Raw genomic sequence first — 22,188 nt, 5'->3', positions numbered from 1 at the left:
CAGTTGCAAGCCTGTTCGGGCGATCATGGAGGACGAATCCTCATCAAGCCGCTCCCCCGCCTCAGCAAGCGAACTCAGGTATTGCATCACTAGAAATCAGTTCGCAGCCATTCGCCGCGGTATCTTTACAAATGAAAATGATCAACTTGATGTCTGCCGAATTATCTATCCTTCGTACCGTACAGCCCCTTATTATCGAGCATATAGACAAAATTGTACAAACATTCTATGAATCCATTCTCTCAGTCGAAGAATTAGAGAACATTATTACGGACAACAGCACTCTGGATCGTCTAAGAGTCACCTTCCAGTGTCACCTTATCGAGATCTTCGACGGTCACATCGACAATGCATTTATTCAAAAAAGACTTCGTATTGCGAGATTCATCATCGTATCGGTTTGGAGCCCAAGTGGTATATGGGTGCTTTTCATAATTTACAAACCGCTATTATGGATGTCATCTATATCCACGTACAAAGTAATGAGGACTGCTTGATCATACTTAAGGCTATCAGTAAAATACTTAACTTCGAGCAGCAGCTCGTATTGGAAGCATATGAACAGAAGCATAGGGAACAAAGCCAGCTGCAGTACGAACGAGTCAAGAAGGAATTGAAGGGGAATATGCTTCTCGTCACAGAAGAGCTGGCCGCACTGACTGAACAGACGAGTGCATCCGTTCAGCAAGTACTGGCAAGCAGTCATACTGCCAACGATTCCGCAACGAACAGTGCCGATAAAGCCATTGCCTCCAAATCGCTTGCACTAACAGTCACCTCTAAGATTAAACAGCTGTCAGATCAGATGCAGTCCATCCATGAAAGCTCGCATCGCATGAGCCAAACCATCTCTCATCTTGAATTCACCTCTACGCAAATTAAGCTAATCGTTTCTATCGTCGCTCAAATTTCCAATCAGATCAAAATCCTATCGCTGAACGCAGCTATTGAAGTGCAGGAGCCGGCGTACATGGAAAAGGCTTTTCCGTAGTTGCGGACGCGATCCGAAAGCTGTCCGGGGACGCCCGGCAATCCGTAGAGCAAATTAATGAGCTAATTCAGCATACGAACCATTATACCGTTCAGGTTATCGATGCTATTCAAGGAGTCCAGCAATTGATTTCTTCCGGCCAACAAGGAGTGATAGAGACTAACGAGGTGTTTACGAGAATATTCTCCTCTCACGACAGCAGTATTACAGATATTGAAAGGGTGCTGCCTACGAATAGTCTTATGTACATTTATCAATGCAAGAAATTAATCTACTTTCTACTTCCGTGGCTATAGCTTGAAGTGAAGCTCCTTCAACCATGCCGATTAGTGCTGTTGGCTTAGGCATACCGATGTGAGTCTTACTGTTCTTTTCAAAAACTGCTATTTTACAAGGCAAAAAATAGCCAACGATGGAGTTTTCACTTAATACCCTTTTGGCTTCTACAGGATTGCATACTTCAAGAATATGATAATCGGTGTCAAACCCGACTCCTTTTTCATCTAATTTCTGTCTCATATCTAAGTGCCACAGTACGCCGAAGTTTTCTTGCTTCAAGCTATCCTCCAATGAAGTAATAGCTTCATCGACGGACTTGCTTGTTTCTACTGTATAATGAAACATACATGTCCCCCTCGTTTCTTGACCAATTTTCATAAAAACATGTTGTGTTAAATCGATTGAATTTATGTAAAAAATAAAAACATCATTAGCAATCGAATGCCAATGATGTTTTTAGGGACCTAGAAATTTAAGCTCACCTGAGCATCGAAGGCAAAATCGAGGAATGTCGCAGCGCCCCCGAGCTCTACTCCATCAATAAAATGTTCCTGCTGCAAGCCCATGACATCTATCGTCATCTGACAGCCGATAAGCCGCACACCCGACTCTTTGGCAATGTTCATCAGCTCTTGGATGGAAGGTACGTTAGCACGCTTGAATCCTTCCGCCAAACCTTCGTTGCCTGGCTTGAGCTGAAGCAGCTGCTCCGAATCTTTATGAATAATCGACAAGCCTTCGAAGGTGAAGAATATCGCTACCTCCGCATCCAATGCCGCTGCCGCCGTGGCAATATTCAACACTTTATAGGCTGTCTCCAGACCGCCGGATGATGCTATAAGTGCTACTTTTTTGTTAGTCATGATGAGTTCATCTCCTTAATCTATTAGTCATTCTCTATCTCATAAGTCCACTGCGACATCCCGGGAGTTACGTTTTTCACGTTGTGGAAGCCCTTGGCCGATAGCATTTGGCATGCCGAATCACTTCGGTTGCCCGTACGGCATACGACGTAATATTCAGCGCACGGATCAAACTGATTCAGCCTTTTCTCCAAGTCACCCAGAGGGATAGAAATTGCTCCAGGAATGCGGCCAAATGCAAACTCAGCAGGTTCCCGTACATCCAAAATATGGAGCTTGTCACCCGATGCCAATTTGCTGTGAACCTCATCGTTTGTCGCTATAACCGCATGCTTCATTTCTTCTTTGGTATCGGATGCTTCCGCTTTACGAATAAAATGACGGAAGGCGCCATTTTCTTCTTTCAACCCTATATATTGATGGCCTGTTCGGCCCGACCAGCTCTTAAGATCCGCAACGGAGCCTTTATCCGTCGCAACCACTTCCAAAACCTCGCCCGCGTTCAATGCTTCCATTGCCTTCTTTGTTCGCACTACGGGTAACGGACAGGCAAGCCCTTTGCAATCCAACGTTTGATTTACAGACAGTTCTGTCATAAGTCATAGACCTCCCCTTATTATCATGGCTTTGCTTCAAGCCTTTTACACATCATGGACCGCACAGCGGTTAGGACCTATTTCCATTTCGCGTTGTTCCTCGTCCGTTGGTGTTATTTTCCCCATATTGGTTTGGCGTATTTCTTGATAAGCGTTAGGCTGAGGGGGTAAGTTTTGCGTGACGGAGTTTCTAAACTCAGCTTCATCAGCAATATTCAGCCCTGGATTTTGCTTGAACAAATCACCCAGACGGGCCGTCACTTGCCCACGATTGCCCAACTCCGTTATTTTGCCAAAGTGGGCAGGGAGCACAATTAAATCCTCTGACAATTGTTTATAGCGATCATATAAGGTGGTTCTAAGATCGCTAACCCAATCTTCAGCTTTACCGGCCAAATCAGGACGTCCAATCGAAGCAACGAATAAGATATCTCCCGACATCAGATACTGGTCATCGATGATTAAAGATGTACTGCCTATCGTATGCCCCGGTGAATACACCGGCTGAATTTGAATCGCGGTTTGACCTACAACAAGCCGATTCCCTTCCTCTAGCTTCTCATAATGAAATGTCACTTCGTTCGCATCTTTCGGCGGAAGCCAATACGATGCATCTGTTTGTTCGGCCAAATGTCGGCCTCCGGAAATATGATCCGCGTGGAGGTGAGTATCGATCGTATGCTTAATCTGCACGCGATGCTCGTCGGCAAACCTTACAAATACATCCGTCATGCGAACCGCATCTATAACCGCAGCTTCACCTTGAGAAATGACCATATAGGATAAACAGCCTTTGCCTATCCGAACAAACTGATAGATGGCACCCCCATCCTTAAGGTCTCCGATCTTGACGGGCTCCAGATGCTCGCTCCATGCTTTCATTCCACCGATTAAGTAAGAAACATTGGTTTTTCCCTGCCCGATCAATTGCTCCGCTACAAATATCGAGGAGCCTTCTTTCGCACATACGACCAGAACTTCCCGGTCATCAGGAATTTGATTTATGATAGCCTCAACTCCATCCAGCAGGTCGAAATAAGGTATGTTCATATGCTGGATTTGCTTCCCTTCGATCTTCCAATCGTTAAAATCCGTTTCATTGCGCACATCCAAAATGAACAAAGGCTCACTGGACAACAATTTTTGAGTTAATTGTGCTGATGTCATACCTTGCATTTAAGTATCCTCCATTCTCTAGCTCGTCATCATGTCTAAACTCATGGCATTTAATCCACTAAATACCCCATGGGGTATGCTTTAGGATAAAAAAAATGAGTCGGCATTTACCGATCCTCTCTTTGTTAATCCAATCTTATCGAGCATGTATTTTATAAACATCATACCCCATGGGGTATGTAAACACTATAATCCTTTCGTTTGCTTTAGTCAAGTGTTCTTATTTAACCAACATACGGCATTATTTATTATTAACGGCTTTTGCAACCAATATCAGTCCCTTATATCTCCGATCTATATTCGTTACATTAAATCCAGCTCGTTGTATGTCATCCAATGTGTTACGATTCAAATGACAACCTCCGCAGCATCTTTTCCACCAGGGCGTCAGCCAGTCCTGCAAAGTTCCCCACAAAGGATTGTTTAATCTCACATGCTCAAAAACAAAAATGCGTCCTCCCGGTTTGCATACTCTTTTGATTTCATACCACGCTGTCACTGGATCTGGTATCGTACAAAACACAAGAGTACATACGACACAATCAAACGAATCATCCTGAAAAGGAAGCTGCTCTGCACCCGCTCTTACAACTTCGATAGGTACGGTAAGCCGATCAACATGCACAAGTGATTGTCCCAGCATCATCTCATCCGGTTCGACGGCAAATACTTTATCCGCATGCTGATAATACTTGAAGTTCACCCCCGTACCCGAACCAACCTCCAATACGGTCCCATCCACCTGCTCAATGAGCTCCTTCCGAATGGAGTGGAATGCCCGGCTCTCCAAGGGACGCATTAACCTGTCATAATATTTGTTAAATAGCGAATTCATCGTTGCCTCCCCCGTTCCTGTCCAAACGCATTTGTCATACTTATTCTATCCTATTGAAAAAAGCCGTCCTTCTCCTCGTGGGCAGATAGAACGGCTTAGTTAAATACAGTGTAGGCGCTAATAGCATTAACGCCCAACCTGCCGCTGAGCGAATTCCAGCACTTTGCGCAAATGCTTCTCCCCTGTAGAATGCCCTCTGAACGGATATATATGCAGCTCTTTATCAGATTCGATCCGGTTATAAGCTGCAAACACCGTCTCTGGCATGCAGACAGGGTCTTTCAAGCTAACCGATACTAATATGGGAATCTCGATTCGATCAGCCAAGTTCATATTATCAAAATAACTGAGCGTACGCATGACCTTCTCCCAACGGTCAGGATATTGAGAGACATAATCCGCGGCCTCAGTCAACGAGCCTGTAGAATGAAAGATTCCCCAATCCATATGACACATGTTCGGTATGTCCGCAATAGCAAAGGCAGGCTTCCGGCTCAATGCGCTTACGATCATGGCAAGACCGCCCCCTTGGCTGGCGCCCGCTACGCCAATACGACTCGGATCGATTTCCGGCTGCTCCGCAGCCCAATCTACCGCCCGCAGACAATCTATCACCAGCGCTTTATAATAGCAACTATCTTTGTCATCAATGCCTTTGGTAATCCAACCCTTTGCCATGCCTCCTTCTTGAGGCAGCAAATCGCCGGTACTTCCCGTCTGCCCTCGAAGGTCGATTGCAAATACCGCTATGCCTGCCAACAACCATGGGGCATAGCTTTCCGGAAGCCCGCTGCTTCCCGCATATCCATGAAAAAGGACGACACAAGGGTACGTATTCTCCTTCCACATGCTCGGGATAAGATACCATCCGGAGACCTTCGTTTCATCATAGCCTTGATAGTTCACTTGATACGCCTGTACGCCCCGCATCGTTGTAGACACTTGCTGCCGCTCGGCTGCGACCGAACCGCGCTGAGACAATTGTTCCAGCGTCTTGCTCCAATAAAGGTGCAGATCCTCGGGAGCCGTTAGCTCCGGAGTGTACTGATATAAATCTGCTATTTTACGATCCAAATATCCCATGCAACCCATTTCCCCCTCTTAAGGCTCTAACTATGATTGCAAGCTTCTCTTGGCTGTCCTTAAATCATGAATGTATAAATAAGCTGCTGATTAGTTCGCAGCCCTGTTTACTTAAAACGCTTACGTTTTTACACTTACTGTTTCCGCTTTGTCATTGTTCGCTTGGACGATCTTTTCAAATATATTTACAAAGGTTTCAAGCTCCTCTTGGTTTAAAGGAGATAGGTACCGTTCTAATATTTGACTGTAATGCAGCAGCTCCTGCTTGAGCACGTCACTTCCATGCTGGGTTATAGAAACAAAAACTTTTCTTCGGTCATCGTTACTATATTCACGGGAGATTAATTCATCGAGAACTAGTTTGTTAATCATTGTCGATACCGTACTTGTATTGATGCCAAACTTCTTGGATAGTTGAGTAATTGTACACGGACCATCCTCGGATATTAGTTTAAGGATATAGAATTGTGCCCTTGTAAGCTCCAGCTGAAACTGACTCTGCATAATGTTAGCTATTTCCCGCTGCGTTTTATGCATAGCAATTCGTATACGAAGAGCATATGAACTTAGATCGTGCATAGCCGTGCCTCCCTTTCTATATTATTTCCTATGCCGTTCATTCCTAAAAATGAATACGTTTCTTCTATTATAACAGGTCAAGCCGTTGAATATAGCTGCTTTTTGGTATTAAAATAGCACAAAATATATTGCCTCCGAGTCTCTGGCAGTCTTGTACTTCTTCCAACGTATCGCCCCAGACATGTGGCGGTAACAGCTGCTCCCCTAGCCATTTTGCTTTCCACAGCATTAAAAACAAATATTTTCTTACGATAATCCTATCTATATCACAAAACTTTACTTCAAGATACTATATGAAATAAATATCACTACTTCCCAAAATGAAATTACTATTTATATAATATTCATGTAATTTGATACACTCTTTTCTTAACAGAGGAGATACTGCTTCCTATCCTTCTCTAAACCCATCACTCAAAATATTAGGAGGTACAACTATGCTGCAAAATCAAAAAATAGTCATTATCGGAGGCAGCTCAGGAATCGGTTTAGAAACTGCACGTCAAGTCACTGCCCTTGGAGCAGAAGTCATCATCGCAAGCCGTTCAGAAATCAAACTGCAAAAAGCAAAAGAAGAGCTCGGCAATCAAGCTATTGCTTATCAATTGGATACGACACATGAGGAGGAGGTTCAGTCCTTCTTCAGTACTATTGGCCCGTTCGATCATCTGGTCGTAAGCGCAGCGGAGACTTCTGGTGGGCCATTCCTCCAAACCGACACCGCCCAAGCCCGGCAGCTGTTCGATAATAAGTTTTGGGGCCAATATTACGCGGTAAAGTACGGAGCACCCCATATTTCGCCCGACGGATCCATTACCTTATTTTCGGGCGTCGTTGCTTTTAAATCAATGGTCGGCTCCTCTATATTAGGAGCAGCCAATGCAGCCGTTGCGAATCTCGGCCAAACCCTTGCTCTGGAACTCGCTCCCATCCGTGTTAGTATCATTTCACCCGGTATAATCGATACGCCATCACGCAGTAAAATGCCTGAGGAGGCACGCAATCAATTCTATACAGCGATAGCTAATAAACTGCCCGTGCAACGTGTTGGAAATGCTGAGGATGTTGCACAAAGCGTACTCTACCTGCTCCAAAATCAATTTGTAACCGGAACCGTTCTCCATGTGGAAGGCGGGCATATCCTAACCTAAACAAAACAAAGAAGCTGTTCTCCTCCAAAAGGATAGAACAGCTTTTTTGTTACACTATAATTATCGCGATGGAGCGTTAACGCCTTAATCACTTTACTATCCAACTTGCTTAACGACCGCTACTCCCTCAGGAACATTTAGGCTTATCAACCCATCTTTTAACTCAAACTGGACTTCCCCTGCCGGAACTCTAAAGCTTAGTCGAATCTCACGCAGTGAATCGGGCAAATGCGGCTCGAAGCTCACCTTCTCCCAGCCGGGACTTGCAGGCTTTAAGCCGACTATCTCCTCAATAAATAGCGGGATCGGCGCACTAGCCCATGGATGGCATAGACTGGTGTTCCACTTTAATTCCTTCGACCATGCCTCGTAGCAGGTGGTAGCCCCTTCCTTCACCATGTTTCCCCAGGAATGAAGGTCATCTGAAACAATCAAATCGTACAACAATTCATATTCCTTTGCAGCTGCCAGAGCTTTAAGCACAAAATAAGCCATATACACGCCGCAGCTGAAACGTTTCGTCCGGATTAGGCCTACGATGGAAGTGACCGCCTCCTCAGGCGCCAGTCCGAATAGAAGCGGCAGAACATTAGCATGAAGGGAAGCATGCTCCGAGCCCTCGGCATCTACGAACAGCTTCTGGTCCGGTCGATAAAAAGCATGACGGAATGAAGCACAGAATACCTCCAAATCGTCACGGCGAGGCATTTGCAGCTCCTCGCGGATGTCTGACATGGACTGCAAAGCTCCATAGTAAAATGCATTAATTACATTATGGCAGCCTTCAATATGCCCTTTCTTCAACGAAAAATCATAGCCATCTCTTGCATTCTCCGGCCAATCGACCAGATTCCACTTGTCATTGACTGAGTCAAGTAATCCGTCTTGACGTTTGTACCGATCAAAATAATCCATCATTTGTTCAGCAACAGGGTACATGGACTCCAAAAATTCCCGATCCCCGCTTAGTTTGTAGTACTGAAGCAGCTGCATCGGCCACTGTAGGGAGAAATCCGCTATCTCCTGCATAAAATGTCCTGGAGCAACAGCCATCAGCCCAGGACATACCCGGGAAGACAGCAGAGCGAAATCTTCAATCGCCTTGCGAATCATCCTCAGATCTCCGGACACATAAGCATGGGCATGAGTAATAACCGTGTTATCTCCAAGGTACTGACCTTTTTCGCGGGACGGGCAATCGACGTAGTTTTCCTGCGTTCCATACGTAATGCCATTTGCACAGATGGACCATATGGAGTTTAATAACGGATTCGAAGATTCAAACTGGCATGCCTTCTCATCCAGCGGATAGTGTCGCACGATTGCGGCAAATGTCTCGGGCTGTAGCGCCGACTCGTCCTCAGCGATCACCTCAACATAACGGAATGCCTTATAGTCGTAAAATTCAAGCTCATCGCGTTCGCCCGATAAAGTCCAGATTTCCTGATAGGTACAATTACATCTCATTTGATAACGAACCCTTTGATCCGGGAGCAATTCTTCTCCACACCGAACTTCTATCGTTTGTCCCGATTGTCCATGTGCCTTCATAGTGAACTGTCCGGTAATTTCATGACCAAAATCGATCAAGTACCCTTCGTCTATACGCTTAACTTGTTGTGGCTTGATCTCATATACGGACAAGGTTGGAGTCGGCTGCAACACCAGTAGATGATCATCCTCCAAGTGCTCCCAAGCGAATAACCACCCCGAATCATCAAAGCCCCTCTCTCGCCAGCCGTTCAACTGGAGTCGACTATCGATGTTTTCAAGAAACTGAGTATTGTAGCCGATAACGCTTGTTGGGCCATACTCCTCAGCTGTGGTATATTTCCAGGTTTTGTCGGTGTGTACTTGAGTTGAACCATTAACGCTCAATTCCGCAAGGAGGCCCTGCCGATAATCTCCGCTATTGTAGGAACGACTGATGAGCCCATGATAATACACATGAACTGCAATGATATTGTCACCTTGTTGGAGATATTCACTTACATCATATTTATTATAGTAATAATGATAATAATTACTTTGAGCGGGTCCTTGTCCGACAAATTGTCCGTTTACATACACCTTGTAGTAATCGTCGGCAGTTAGCTGCAGCAGTGCTTCCGATACATGCTCCTCCAGCACAAACGTCTTTCTAACCAGCGTATGCACGTTCTGAAGTGCTTCGCTATGTTCAGAAGGCTCCACATGCGCCAATTCCTTATGATATACATCAATAGGCTGCAGACCATTAAATCGCTGGTCCATAATCCACTTTGCCGACCCTAAGTTATTCAAGCGAAGCACCATACTTTCTGTAATGGAGTTGGTTAATTCATCACATCCATTATATCCCAAGAGGTTACTACATGGTCAATCTATTCCAGTCTTCACCAAGTCCCAAATCATCACGCTCAAAAAGATAACTTGTTCATCTTACGTTTTACCGATACACCTAATCAGCTTTGTTAGACGGCCGTCCGCTATCCATTCAACCACATAGACATCTCCTCTAGAGTCTACACAAATCCCATGAGGGGAGCTGAATTTATTAGGACGGAAGTAGTCCTTGGGCAGATTCGGCCAGCCCTTTTGCTTGTATGCCTGTTGGTCTTCACCCAAGTGGGTAACCAACAGATCGTTTTTGTCCAAGACGGTAACACGACTGTTTAAATCAGCAATGAAAACCTCTTCTCCGGCAAAATAAAAGCTGCAAGGTAAATCCAAGTCGTGTTCCACGAAGCGTTTGTGCTCGCCGTTTAAAGTGAACACCTGAATCCGGTGATTTCTCCTGTCGGCCACATAAAGCTCCGCCTCTTCTCCCCGAAGATTGACGGAAATTCCGTGCGGCTCAATCAGCTGCCCTTGCCCGGAGCCGCGACCACCCCATGATCTTAAATAGGTCCCTTTTGAATCATAGTGATGAATGTAATACTGTCCATAACCGTCAGAAACATAAACATCTCCGTTTGGCGCTACACAGACATCTGTCGGGACATATCGTCGATCCGAGTCATACAGGTCCGGGCGCTCTGGACGCCGCCTTTCCATCAGAACCTCTCCGTTTAAGGTTGTTTTGACAAGCAGTCCCCGTTTTGTATCCGTAATATACAAATATTCCATTCCGTCTGCATCTTTGTGCAAATAAAATCCATGGGCACCGCCCTTAAATTCCTGTCCCCAGGATGTAAGGAAGTTGCCGTCCCGATCGAAGACGATAATAGCATGCTCCCCTGTATTATGGACGTACACATTATCCTTAGAATCTACGCAGACACCATGTGTATAACCATAGGAAATACCGGATGGCAATTTCCCCCAATCAATAGCTATTTCATACGACAATACTGCATTGCCTAGAACCGTTTCTTTTGTCATATGCGCTCCCTTACTTTAAATGGATTTTGCCTGGCTGTATACAACCGGAAATTGCTCTCCGACAAGAATTTCCCCCGGCTTCACAGAAACGTATTGATGCATAACATGATTTTTTAGAGGCTCATAGCGGGTATGACCAGGCATGTAGTGAACAGCTATTGCTCTGCGTTTCAGCTGTGACCGGTTATGCGGGCTTCCATGCCAAGTTAGACAGTGATGGTATCCCACCTGACCTTTCTTTATTTCGAAAGGAACAGCTTCTACAACAGCTTCCTGGGGAAGCAGGTCAGGCTGTTTATGATATGGCTTAAAGTCGGAGGTACTTGCTAAGTACTTCTGATGATCACCCCACTTGTGACTCCCAGGCACCATCCACATGCATCCGTTTTCAATGATGGCATCGTCAAGCGCAACCCAAGCGCTAACTAGATCAGCTGGCTGTATAATCGGCCATAACGGATGATCCTGATGCCAGCCCGTTGGCCCCCCGGATACAGGTGGTTTGTACTGAACCTGATCATGCCATATACGTACCGTATCTGTTTTGCAGAGCTGTGCAATTTCTTCGCATATAACTGGGTGAGAAGCATGCTGAAAGAACGGGTCACTGGCCATCCAAATATTAACGATCTGGACCACCTTTTCGTCCACACTCATCTTCATATCATCATATAGGCCGTCTTTCTTTTTTTCATTCTTGTTATGATTTAGAACTGCCTTTCTTTCGGTCTTCCCCTCCATTACCAGATCTAGTTCCTGACGAAGCTTCTCCACTTCCTCATTACTGAGAATGACATCCCTCTTCAGAAAGCCATTCGTTTCAAACTCAAGCAATTGAGCAGCGTTTAACATGTTTCAGTCCCCCATTCAATGATATAATGATTTGGTCATGAGTTAATCTTACCTACCTTTAAATTCCGTGTATTTGGTATTTTTCAAACCTTATTTGCACTTTTTCAATCTTTTCCCGCTAAGGGAGGCGGTTTGCGTTGATTATTCACGAATTGTACAGCATGTCTCCGACGGTCAACTTTGTTACTCGTTCAAAAGGGGACACCGGAGCTGCCTGGGGTCCTAGACTTATCCCGGATTGTCAATTATTCTACGTCATTTCCGGAGAGGCTTTGTTGGAGCTTGGGCCGAATCGCTATCGTGTCTTGCCAGGAGAATGCGTTTTTTATGGAGCTAACAGTCCTCACCGGCTATCTGCAGTGAAGCTTACTGATTATATAAGCTTGCATTTTTCCTGGAACGGAACCTCTCTGCTGCCTGTACACCCCGCACACGGAATTCGTGCCGCCACACCGTCAGAGCTGGCACTTAACCCAGCGTCGTACGGACTTGTGCTGCCCGAAGGCAAAGTGCTTACCCTACCCCATCATGCTTGCATTCCTGGTATAGAAACCACCTTGCTGGAAATGGTTGTGGAATATCAGTATCAGCAACTAGCTCACCCGTATCTGCTAAGATCATTATTAATGAAAATGATCGCACTATTAGTGCGACAGCTTAGAAGCCCAAGCCATTCGCAGCATGGGCTCAAAATCCAAAACGCACTTCGCGCAATGCGGGACCATCCCGCCAAGAACTGGTCTGTTAGTGAGCTTGCCCAGCTATGTGGCTATCACTCCAGCTATTTTACAAGGCTGTTTCACGATGAGGTTGGGCAAAATCCAAAATCATACCTCATTTCAGAGCGAATCCGCCAAGCGAAGCAGGCTCTTCTAAATGGCGAAAGAATCGATTGTATCGCGGAACGGCTAGGCTATATGAGCATTCACTATTTCAGCAGAAATTTTAAAAAAGAGACGGGAGTAACGCCCAGCGAGTTCAAGCAGCAAGGTATTGTGAACTACCCTCAAATGGAAGTTACGGGATTGAATCCAAATTAGGCTCCAAAAAAATAGAAATGAGCTTGATCAGTATCAAACTCATTTCTTTTCATTGAGTAATAACTTGTATGGCAATCTATTCAATTGTTCCTCAACCATTCTGTACAATACTCTTAAATAGTTGAACCGTCTCTGCTTCCAACTCCACGCCCAGATTTCCCCTGACCTCCTGGTCCAGCTGATGGAACACTTTTATAGCTTCTTTGCGTTTATTCTCATGAACGTACAGCTTGATCAGTTCACGACCGTCTTTCTCCGAATCAGGAGACAGCGAAAGAATACGCTGCAAGCTATCGGCCGCAAGAGGCATATTACCGCTTTTAATAAAATATTTGCACATGACCCGTAGCGCATCGATATATTTTATTGTGAGCTGTTCACGCTTCCAAACTGCCCAATGGTAGTCGCAATTCTCCAAATATTTCCCTTTATGCAGAGCGTTCATCCTTTCATACTGCCGCTCATCCATGAAACCTTCCGATAATACCATTTCTACTAGACTCACAAATGCTGACACGTCGCTTTCCATTTCTTGTCCTTGCAAGACATATCCTCCCCCCACTTTATCGACGGTGATATTTACACCGTTCGCTTGAAAATTTTTCCGCAAAAATGATATACAGGTATACAAATAAGCCTTCGCTTTGTTGAGGTCAGATTCAGGCCAAATCGATTCGATAATATGATCCGGCGCAATTTCATTGCCTCCATGCTGCATCAAATATGCGCACAGCTCTTTTTCTTTGTTCGTTTTCCATGAAAGGGTTCCATGTGCGGTATGGATATAAAAGCCTCCGAAGCATTGTACGATGGTTCGTCCAGCGCCTTTTGCATCGCCGGATGTTTGAGCCGGCAAGGCTTTCTCAATGCGAGAAACGGTGTCTCTCAGCCTTCCTTTCGTAAACGGTTTTAATAAATAATCGGTCGAGCCTATTTCAAATGCCTCTACCGCATATTCAGAGGAAGAGCTAGTGAAGACGATCTGCACTTGCGGTCTCTTCGCTCTAATCTTCCTCGCCGCCCCTATCCCCCTGGTTCTCGATCTCTGAATATCTACGAAAATCACGTCTGCATCAACCGCTTCAAGAGCCTTCAATGCTTGAGACGGATTGTTATAACGTTCAATCGTTGCATCACAAAGCTCTCGCAATAAATTTGCCAAACTATCCAGCGCATTTTCTTCGTCATCAATCAACATAGCGCGTATTATTGCAATTCACTCCTCTTGAAAAAATCCTAATCATTGCCAATTGTACTAAATCATTCTCACAAGAAACTCACAATAGTTAGTACACAAACTTAATGCCCCTATATAGTTCACACTAATGAATATCCGATCTAATGATTAGTTATTATGAACAACAAACAACCACGGAATAATCTCCGTGGTTGTTATCAAAGCTATTTCTCTACAGTCGGGATTCAGTAGTAGCTGCGTCTTCGCGCTACGTCTTCACCGAAGTTCCTACGAAAATTTAGTGTGCATACCCTCCGGTTCCCGGATCGCCTGTATAAAGCTGTTTTAAGGGTACCATGGAATCACTTGGAACGTAATATTTAAACGGATTGTCGTCAATGACTCCCAGCAGCTGCTTACGGTAGGGGCTTGCGCCCTGCAGCAGCTTATCGGAAGCGGTGCGGTAATCGATCGGCCGCATCCAGATCGGGCTGTACCCAAGAAACAGCTGCCTGCGTGTATAGTTCGAACGGTTCGGCGCACCGGCATGCCACAAATTTTGCGGGAATAGGAACACGTCCCCCGGCTCCCCGCACACCTGGATTTCTCCAGGCAGCAGATCGTCTACGTTTTGATGGTCAGGCTGGAAGGGCTTGTTATGAGAACCCGGTACGATCTTGGTATTGCCCCGGTTAGGCTCGGACATATCGCTTAAGATATAGCAGCTCTTAATATAATAGGCGGAAGTAACTCCTCCCAATCGAGGAAACTGAGGGTGCGGGCCATCTTGATGCCAGTTGATAAAGCTTTGCGAGGATGTAGTCTCCCCCTGCGGATTGGGCCGGCGGATCGTCAAATGGGATATATGGAGCTGAATATTGTATCCAAGCAGCTGCACCATCAACGGCAGAATCGTCGGTTCGTCAATAAGCGATGCAATTTCTTCATGTCGTTCCACGCTGTTGTATATGTTGTAGGCCAGCGAATCGGGCTGCTCGGCTATAATGGAGTCGATAGCCGCATTCAGACGCCCCACCTTCTCCGGTAACAATATCCCCTTGAGGAGCAAATAACCGTCTTCATGAAATTGACGTACCAGCTCGGGAACAGAAGATAGATTCATGGATTGCACTCTCCTTAATGGTTATTATTTCAAATAGCCGAGATCCTTCAGCTGCTTTTGCGCAGCATCCATATAGACTTTATAATTCATAGAGCCCTCGAGTGTTTTGAGGAAGGCATCGTATTCACTGATAGGACGTTTGCCGTAAACGAATTTGGCAAGCTCCTCTTCAATGTATCGCGAAGCATCCGTTGCATTGTAGCCGTTCGGATAATCGACAAAGCCGACAAGCGATTGAATGCGCGGCTGCTGGTTGGCGAACTCAATGTAAGGCGATTGTTTGGCAAATTTCACCTGCAAATAGTCCATCTCAGGGCGACCAGTGAATTGATACAGCCAGAAATAGCCGCCCTCTTTACCCATCAAATCAGTTGGAACGACTTTGCTGCCCTCCAGATTGTAGTGCTTGCCTTTGACCCCATATTGTACAAGTAAAGAGCCATCCTTTGTAGATACATAATTCAAAAGATCGAGCACTTTTTGCAGCTTCTCCGGATTTTTCTCAAGCGCCTTCGGTATCGCATACAAGCCGGCGGTTTTTCCTATATCCCATGCGCTGGTATATTGACCGCCTGGACCTTTTAACGCACCCACCTGCACCCATTCAGCCTTAGGATTAACGGCCTTGATCTGCTCAACGAATTGATCCTTCGTCATATTCGGCCAATCGATATAAATGATCCCGGCTTGCCCTTTAATCGCTTTTTGTTGATGCTGCAAACCCGAATTAGCCATAAGCTCAGGATCGACGGCTCCAGCATCCGTCAGCTTTTTAATGAAGCTGAGCGCATCCTTCATGCCCTGATCATACAGCGAGTTAACAAGCTTCCCGTCCCGAACGTACAAGCTGGGCGCTCCTGCCTCGAATCCGACTCCATAAGCGCCGAATATCGAGCTGAAAGCATCGAGCTTTTGTCCAGTGAGGCCAAACGTATCCTTTTTCCCATTGCCATCCGGGTCCTTCTCTGCAAATGCCTTGGCTGCTTCTAACAGCTCATCCGTCGTCTTGGGTACCTGCATTCCTAATTTATCAAGCCAGTCTTTCCGGATGAAATAAGTATTGTAAGGAATAGTCGGCGATTTGGCTATGGCAAATAATTTCCCGTTCATCATCCCCTTCTTCAAGCTTTCTTCACCGATAAAATCCTTTGTCGGCTTCAGCTTATCCAAATAGGGGGTCAGATCGAGCAGCAGCCCCTGTTCCGAAAATTGCTTAAGCTGCTGCCGGTCCACTCCGAAAATATCCGGAAAGTTCGCAGAGGCCATCCGCACATTCAGCTGATTCTTGTAATCATCCCCGGAAGCGTACACGGTCAAGTTCAAATCAGTGCCCAGCGCTTTATCCAGCTCCTGCTTAATAATATCTTGATCGGGAGATGGCAGCCCATTGCCTGTTTCGATAATGTCGAGCTTCAACGGTTTGCTGTCTTTGCCCCCGGAGGCACCGTTCTTGGATGCTGCTGCCGGTTCTGTCTTGGTGCTCGAGCATCCGGCCAGGGACGAGCCTGTGAGCAATATAGCGGACATAGCGAGAACAAGCATTTTTGCTTTGGTCAATGAAATCCCCTTCTTTCTTTCATTTATGAAAGCGGATAGCCCAAGTCCGGCTGCAGTCCGTAGCAGGCTGTCCAATGTTCAACCTTTGATGGAACCGAGAAGCATACCTTTGGTGAAATGCTTTTGGATAAACGGATATATGATAATAATTGGCAAGCTTGCCATGACGACCGAAGCCATCTGCATCGTTTCCGTAGGGAGCATGTTTTCCGCGTTCTCCAGAGGCTGCTGGGTTAACATCAATATTTCGCGGATGACAACCTGCAGCGGAAATAACGTACGGTCTGTCACATACATGACGGCTTGAAAAAACTCATTCCAATGACCAACCATGTAGAACAAGCCGACCGTCAACATAGAAGGCACAGAAAGCGGAAGAACAATCTGCATTAGGATCCGGAACTCCTTGGCTCCATCCATGCGCGCGGACTCGAACAGTTCCTCAGGCAAGTTCTCAAAAAAGCTCTTCATTATGAGCACATTAAAGCTCCATATGGCATTGGGTAATATCATCGACCAGACGGAATCGATTAAGCCTAGAGATTTAACAATAAGATAAGTCGGAATGATTCCACCGTTGAACAGCATCGTAAATACCACTAGCATCAAGAAGATAGAGCGACCTGGCAGCTGCTTGCGACTGAGGGGGTAGGCCATTAAGGCAGTAAGCACCAGATTGATCAGTGTACCGATAACTGTAATGAAGACGGTGACGCTGAATGCTCTCGGGATATTGGATTGCGTGAACAGCTGATAGTACGCCGAGAACGTAACGGATCTCGGAATGAGCAGGAAACCGCCGTTTTTGAGCACCTCCGAGAATGGGGTGATCGATACCGATACGACGTACATCAACGGAAAGATCGCAGCAAGTCCGGCTAATCCCAGTATCGCGTATACAACCGAATCGATGACTCGTTCCTCCCAGCGTCTTACCATATCCCTTCACCCCACTTTTTGGACAAGTGATTCGAACCGATGACCAGCACCATGCCGATTATCGATTTGAACAGCCCGACTGCTGCGCCCATGCTGAAGTTCAACTGCTGCAGTCCTGTTCTGAATACCCAGGTGTCCAGGATATCGGCAACTTGATACACCTGAATGTTGTACAAAATATAAATCTGATCGAACCCCGCGTCCATAATGTGACCGAGCTTCAAAATCAGGAGAAGAACGATCACACTGCGGATACCCGGCAGGGTAATATGCCAGATCATCCTGACCCTGCTAGCTCCGTCAACGCGAGCCGCTTCGTAAAGGGTCGGATCAATCCCCGTCATCGCAGCCAAATAAATAATCGCTCCCCATCCGAGATCTTTCCATATTTCAGATCCGACAAGAATTGCCCGGAAGTAGTTGATCGAGGTCATGAACCCGATCGATGTCCCCCCCAGCTCTTCAATCCAGCGGTTCACCAGACCCGAGCTTTGCGAGAGCAGTGCGATCAATATGCCGTAAATAATGACCCAGGATAAAAAATGCGGCATATACGTCAGCGTCTGGATAATGGTCTTAAACCACCGATTCCGGCATTCATTCAGCAGCAGAGCCATAAGGATCGGCGGCACCGTACCGAAAATGAGCTTGTAAATGCTGATCAGAAACGTATTGACGAGCAAGGATGTAACATAAGGGGAGTTAAAAAAAACTTGAAAATGTTTGAACCAAGGGTCCGCCCAAGAACTCCCCAAAATACCGTCGAGTATATTGAAATCTTTAAACGCAATGATGACTCCGTACATAGGGATATACTTGAATATGACATAGTACAGAACTCCTGGAAGCAGCATGAAATAAAAGGCGCGAAACGCCCAGACCTTTTTCATACCTAGCTTGAACTTCATCGATTTGGACCCAGTAGTTGAGTCGATTGCGGACATCTCTTGTGTAGTCAGCTGCTGCTCCAATTGTGATCACCTCTCTTCTCGTTTGAAAGCATTAGCTTCTATATCTGTAGTATAGCAAGCGCTTACAACGGGTTCTATGCAGTGATCCTGCGAAAATGTTTCAATTATTGCGAATGTCCTTTTCTTCGTGAACATGGGCCGGAAGCTTGATCTGAATTAGCGTTCCGGTATGAGGGATGCTTGCGATCCGAAGACCGTATTTCTCCCCATAGTGTAGTTGAATCCGCTCCTGCACATTCATGATGCCAATCCCCGTAAACCTGTGCTTGCTCGGCGCTTTTCGCCTTTCTGTGAATACACCCTCCAGCTGCTTCATATCCATTCCAACCCCATTATCTCTAATATAAATAATCAAATTGCCACGGCGCAGCAGAGTACGGACACGGATATGACCTACGCTTTTTTGGGGAGCGATACCATGAAAGATCGAGTTTTCCACCAGCGGCTGCAGGGTCAGCTTGAGCATCCGGATGGACAGAGTACCCGGGTCGACATCCATATCGAGAGTAAACTTATTGCCATAACGGACCGTTTGGATATGTGCGTACATCCGCAGTCCTTCCAGCTCCTCCTCGAGAGAGACGAATTCATGGCTCTTATCGAAGCTGAACGACAACAACCCGACGAGCGAGCGGATCGTTTCGCGTACCTCCTCAATCTTCCTCTGTTTGGCCAGACTGCTGATGCAAGCAAGGGTATTATAGAGAAAATGCGGCGCAATCTGGCTTTGCAGCATTTTCAGCTCATACTGCTTCTTGCGCTGCTCCATCTCTTTCGTCTCGGTCAGCAGATGGTGGATGCGCTCCATCATCGCATTGTAGCTCTTGGCCAGCTTCCCTATCTCGTCTTCCCCCGGTACGGAAATGCTGGGCAGAACCTCCATATCGTGAACCCGGTCCATTTTGGCGACCAGCTTTCGAACCGGATAGGTCACGTAGCGGCTCATCATGAACGTGCTGATACAAAGGATCAGAATCCACACCACTGCGGCCGTTTTATAGTTGTTATATAAAATAATTAGATTCTGATAAAAGAAGCTATCCTCGATGAACGCGATAAAATACCAGCCTAGCCGGTTCATCCCGGATTTGACCGCTATCAGTTTGTCTTTGGCTCCGTCAATCTGGGTAACCCCGATGGGAAGATCGCCAATCTTCGCAACGAAATCATTCTTCAGCTCTGGAGGAAACAACGTGGTGTTATAAGGCAGCAGCGTATAATAAAATAAAGGCCAGCTGGAATCGTATGTATTGACTACGTTATTTTTATTGGTAATAATCGTGAAGGTTTGATTCTTGGAGTTCATGAATTGGGCGAGCATGTTGGTCAGCTTGACAAGATCGATCTCAATCACCGCCATCCCCTTCATCTCTCCTCCATACTTGGACGTGATGGGCAGCAGGAAAGCGACCGTCTTTCCAGACAGCGGCGAATCATAAGGCTCACTGATCATAACGCCATAGCTTTTGGAGGCCTGGGCGTACAGTTTCTCCAGATGCGGGTTGCCAATAATGTCGAGATATACCTGCGTGTTCGACATCACCTTTCCGTCCGCTCTTATCAGGTAAAGCGTTTTGTACAGCGTGCTGTTCTTCTCTGCATATTGGCGGAGAGCTTGGATTGCCTCCTCTTCATGTGCTTCATCCAGTAAATCATCTCTTGTAGACAAAAGAAGCAGAATGTTCTGAACGTTGTCCAAATACGCGTTCAAATACAGATTGGTGCGGTCTATAATGACCTGTGCATCGGAGAGCACCTGCTTGCGGAACAATTGCTCGGCATCGTGCAGGTTATTCCATGCAAGTAAAGCAAATAGCACTGATGTCCCTGTAAAAAGGAACAAAAAGTGCTTCATGGCCATGCTCCAGCTTTTGATCCAGCGAATCGTTCTTTTCACCATCGCATCTCAACCTTTCTTATAATCCGTCGGAGCCACTCCGGTACGGTTGCGAAACAATACGGAAAAATACCGATAGCTTGGAATCCCTACCCGTTCCGCCACTTCATATACCTTTAGTTGGGTTGTTCGGAGCAGCTCTATTGCTTTATCCATCCGCAGGCGCGTCACGAATTCATTGAAGGACTCCCCAGCCTCCTCCCGGAATAAACGGCTCAAATAGTAGGAGCTTAACCCCACTTCATCAGCAATTTGCGTTAAGGTAATTGGCTCTGCTAGCCGATCCGATATGATTTTCTTCGCCTGAACGACTTCTTTGCGGCATTTGGGTTGAAGACCCGCTTCAGCTTCCAGCTCACGAGACATTAAGGAGACGAACTCCATCATGGTACTTGCTCTGAGCAGCCTATTTGCAGAAGAGATGTCCGAGCCAGAATCGTCCGCTCTCAGCCACTCTTTCCTAAGTGAAAGCAGCCACCCCTTCAATTGTCCTGGTTCCGGTCGACACCCGAGAGCCCAGTCGGTCAATTCCTCACGAAAATAGCGGACCAGCTCATGCCCCGATGCTGAAGCTTGACGGATGCGCATCTGCTGTTCTTCTTTATCCACTGAGCAGAGAGGATTCACAACCTCTTCCACCATACCGTCATAGACAGTTCCGGTATTATCGTAGAACAATGCTGATTCCGGTAGACGGATGCTATTATCCAAGGCAAGCCTGTTCTCAATCATCCCGCATGGTTGACCTAATACCGCGAATAGACGAACTGGCGCCCCGATATAAGGTAAACGCTTCTCCAGTTCATCCTGCAGCTGGGCAAGCAAGCTCTCCATCTGAGCGAGTCTTTCTGTCCTGCCAACCTCCGTTCTATCGCTGATAAGCAGCAAAAAATCTCCGGTTTTTCCATAAGGCACCCATTGAGCACGCATCCATTCGTTTTTCTCAAGCTGAGTCAGTATCGCTTGAAGTTCGTGATGAACGTAAACCTCATCTTCCTCCCTCGCATCCGTGTGCAGCCTGACTATCAGCAAAGGATACTCAAGGTTCCATTGTCGTAAAAGCGTTGCAATGTCTTGACCCGCTTCTTCCGATGTATGGGGCTGGACGAGCATTCTGGAGAGCTGCCACCGCTGCCGCTGCTTCTCGCTCTGCATGTGATTGCGCTCGCGCATTATGGCGTGGCGGGCTTTGGTGATCACTTGCTCCATATCCGTATCCAGCAGTGAGACTTTGATCAAATATTCCAGCGCACCTAGCTGCAGCGCCTCACGGGCATAATCGAAATCGCTATGGCAGGTTAACAAAACGACCTGAGTAAGAGGGAATTGCTGCTTAATGCAGCGGAATAGCTCCAAACCGTTCATCACTGGCATCGTTATATCCGTGATAACCAAATCCGGATTTAGCTTCCGGCACAGCTCCAATGCTTCTTCCCCGTTCTCGGCCTCTCCTACGAGCTCAGCCTGGCAAGACTGCCATGGAAAAAGCCTGAGCTCCTCGCGCAGTGGCAGTTCGTCATCCACAATCAAAACCGATAGTGGTTCTGTATTCATCTGCATGATCCATGCCTCCTTCATCATAAGAGCGCTTTCAATATTGCTATACATCATAGCACATTGCAGGGCTGCAACCTATACATTAAACTTGTTAAAAAGTACAAAAAATGAATATCCTGCTGAAGCAGTAAGAAAAAGGCATCAACCGTCATTACGGTT

The 22,188-nt window shown here is 46.3% G+C and carries 20 protein-coding genes and 1 pseudogene; 4 read left to right on the top strand and 17 right to left on the bottom strand.

Annotation, left to right across the window (positions count from 1 at the left end):
- Positions 1-131 precede the first annotated feature (131 nt).
- Together BP97_RS38855 and BP97_RS41705 are read left to right on the top strand one after the other, a co-directional pair.
- Positions 132-991: pseudogene (locus BP97_RS38855) on the top strand (protoglobin domain-containing protein).
- Between the two features lie 11 nt (positions 992-1,002).
- Entirely contained in the window at positions 1,003-1,287 is a 285-nt protein-coding gene (locus BP97_RS41705; protein WP_442952366.1) for a hypothetical protein, read from the top strand.
- Here BP97_RS41705 and BP97_RS0114190 read toward each other — a convergent pair.
- From BP97_RS0114190 to BP97_RS0114160, 7 genes are all read right to left on the bottom strand, one after another.
- Entirely contained in the window at positions 1,232-1,615 is a 384-nt protein-coding gene (locus BP97_RS0114190; RefSeq protein ID WP_028549698.1) for a DUF302 domain-containing protein, read from the bottom strand. The two genes, BP97_RS41705 and BP97_RS0114190, sit on opposite strands and share 56 nt — an antisense overlap.
- Positions 1,616-1,734: 119 nt before the next feature.
- Positions 1,735-2,133: a DsrE/DsrF/DrsH-like family protein gene (locus tag BP97_RS0114185; RefSeq protein ID WP_028549697.1), complete on the bottom strand. Its 399-nt coding sequence runs from the start codon at positions 2,131-2,133 to the stop codon at positions 1,735-1,737.
- 23 nt (positions 2,134-2,156) lie between these two features.
- Complete coding sequence (locus BP97_RS0114180; RefSeq protein WP_036745880.1) at positions 2,157-2,729, bottom strand: sulfurtransferase TusA family protein; 573 nt, start codon at positions 2,727-2,729, stop codon at positions 2,157-2,159.
- 45 nt (positions 2,730-2,774) lie between these two features.
- Positions 2,775-3,905, bottom strand: a complete 1,131-nt coding sequence (locus BP97_RS0114175) for an MBL fold metallo-hydrolase (protein WP_028549695.1) — start codon at positions 3,903-3,905, stop codon at positions 2,775-2,777.
- Between the two features lie 241 nt (positions 3,906-4,146).
- The gene (locus BP97_RS0114170; RefSeq protein WP_028549694.1) at positions 4,147-4,740 is read right to left on the bottom strand and encodes a class I SAM-dependent methyltransferase; all 594 of its coding nucleotides are present in this window, start codon (positions 4,738-4,740) and stop codon (positions 4,147-4,149) included.
- Positions 4,741-4,866: 126 nt separating this feature from the next.
- Positions 4,867-5,823, bottom strand: a complete 957-nt coding sequence (locus BP97_RS0114165) for an acetylxylan esterase (RefSeq protein WP_028549693.1) — start codon at positions 5,821-5,823, stop codon at positions 4,867-4,869.
- Positions 5,824-5,943: 120 nt separating this feature from the next.
- On the bottom strand, positions 5,944-6,402 hold the full coding sequence (locus BP97_RS0114160; protein ID WP_028549692.1) for a MarR family winged helix-turn-helix transcriptional regulator: 459 nt from the start codon (positions 6,400-6,402) through the stop codon (positions 5,944-5,946).
- A 437-nt stretch (positions 6,403-6,839) separates the two neighbouring features.
- On the opposite strand from BP97_RS0114160, the gene BP97_RS0114155 reads away from it, so the two are divergent.
- On the top strand, positions 6,840-7,553 hold the full coding sequence (locus BP97_RS0114155; protein WP_028549691.1) for an SDR family oxidoreductase: 714 nt from the start codon (positions 6,840-6,842) through the stop codon (positions 7,551-7,553).
- 96 nt (positions 7,554-7,649) lie between these two features.
- Here BP97_RS0114155 and BP97_RS36275 read toward each other — a convergent pair whose 3' ends face one another.
- The 3 genes from BP97_RS36275 to BP97_RS0114140 all read right to left on the bottom strand — a co-directional run bounded on the left by BP97_RS36275 (position 7,650) and on the right by BP97_RS0114140 (position 11,768).
- The gene (locus tag BP97_RS36275; RefSeq protein ID WP_231506305.1) at positions 7,650-9,836 is read right to left on the bottom strand and encodes a family 78 glycoside hydrolase catalytic domain; all 2,187 of its coding nucleotides are present in this window, start codon (positions 9,834-9,836) and stop codon (positions 7,650-7,652) included.
- A 138-nt stretch (positions 9,837-9,974) separates the two neighbouring features.
- Complete coding sequence (locus BP97_RS36270) at positions 9,975-10,916, bottom strand: NHL repeat-containing protein (RefSeq protein WP_051620582.1); 942 nt, start codon at positions 10,914-10,916, stop codon at positions 9,975-9,977.
- 15 nt (positions 10,917-10,931) lie between these two features.
- Positions 10,932-11,768, bottom strand: coding sequence for a phytanoyl-CoA dioxygenase family protein (locus tag BP97_RS0114140; protein ID WP_028549690.1), 837 nt, complete (start codon positions 11,766-11,768; stop codon positions 10,932-10,934).
- A 137-nt stretch (positions 11,769-11,905) separates the two neighbouring features.
- Here BP97_RS0114140 and BP97_RS38850 point away from each other — a divergent pair, with 137 nt between their 5' ends.
- The gene (locus BP97_RS38850) at positions 11,906-12,808 is read left to right on the top strand and encodes a helix-turn-helix transcriptional regulator (protein WP_051620581.1); all 903 of its coding nucleotides are present in this window, start codon (positions 11,906-11,908) and stop codon (positions 12,806-12,808) included.
- 91 nt (positions 12,809-12,899) lie between these two features.
- Here BP97_RS38850 and BP97_RS0114130 read toward each other — a convergent pair whose 3' ends face one another.
- The 7 genes from BP97_RS0114130 to BP97_RS0114100 form a co-directional block, all read right to left on the bottom strand.
- Complete coding sequence (locus tag BP97_RS0114130; RefSeq protein ID WP_051620580.1) at positions 12,900-14,006, bottom strand: response regulator; 1,107 nt, start codon at positions 14,004-14,006, stop codon at positions 12,900-12,902.
- Positions 14,007-14,283: 277 nt separating this feature from the next.
- Entirely contained in the window at positions 14,284-15,108 is an 825-nt protein-coding gene (locus BP97_RS0114125; RefSeq protein WP_051620579.1) for a phytanoyl-CoA dioxygenase family protein, read from the bottom strand.
- A gap of 24 nt (positions 15,109-15,132) precedes the next feature.
- Complete coding sequence (locus tag BP97_RS0114120; RefSeq protein WP_156043224.1) at positions 15,133-16,650, bottom strand: extracellular solute-binding protein; 1,518 nt, start codon at positions 16,648-16,650, stop codon at positions 15,133-15,135.
- Positions 16,651-16,743: 93 nt separating this feature from the next.
- A complete protein-coding gene (locus tag BP97_RS0114115; protein WP_028549686.1) occupies positions 16,744-17,604 on the bottom strand; it encodes a carbohydrate ABC transporter permease in 861 nt (286 codons plus the stop codon).
- The gene (locus tag BP97_RS0114110) at positions 17,598-18,512 is read right to left on the bottom strand and encodes an ABC transporter permease (protein ID WP_231506311.1); all 915 of its coding nucleotides are present in this window, start codon (positions 18,510-18,512) and stop codon (positions 17,598-17,600) included. Before BP97_RS0114110 ends, BP97_RS0114115 begins: the two co-directional genes overlap by 7 nt.
- 163 nt (positions 18,513-18,675) lie before the next feature.
- Positions 18,676-20,475 (bottom strand): cache domain-containing sensor histidine kinase, encoded by a 1,800-nt coding sequence (locus BP97_RS0114105; protein WP_156043216.1) that lies wholly within the window; start codon positions 20,473-20,475, stop codon positions 18,676-18,678.
- Between the two features lie 6 nt (positions 20,476-20,481).
- Complete coding sequence (locus BP97_RS0114100; RefSeq protein WP_051620578.1) at positions 20,482-22,032, bottom strand: response regulator; 1,551 nt, start codon at positions 22,030-22,032, stop codon at positions 20,482-20,484.
- Between the last annotated feature and the right edge of the window lie 156 nt (positions 22,033-22,188).

Origin of the sequence: Paenibacillus sp. UNC451MF (assembly GCF_000686845.1) — a bacterium.
Lineage (GTDB): Bacteria > Bacillota > Bacilli > Paenibacillales > NBRC-103111 > Paenibacillus_S.
This window is presented reverse-complemented; position numbering and strand designations above follow the sequence as displayed.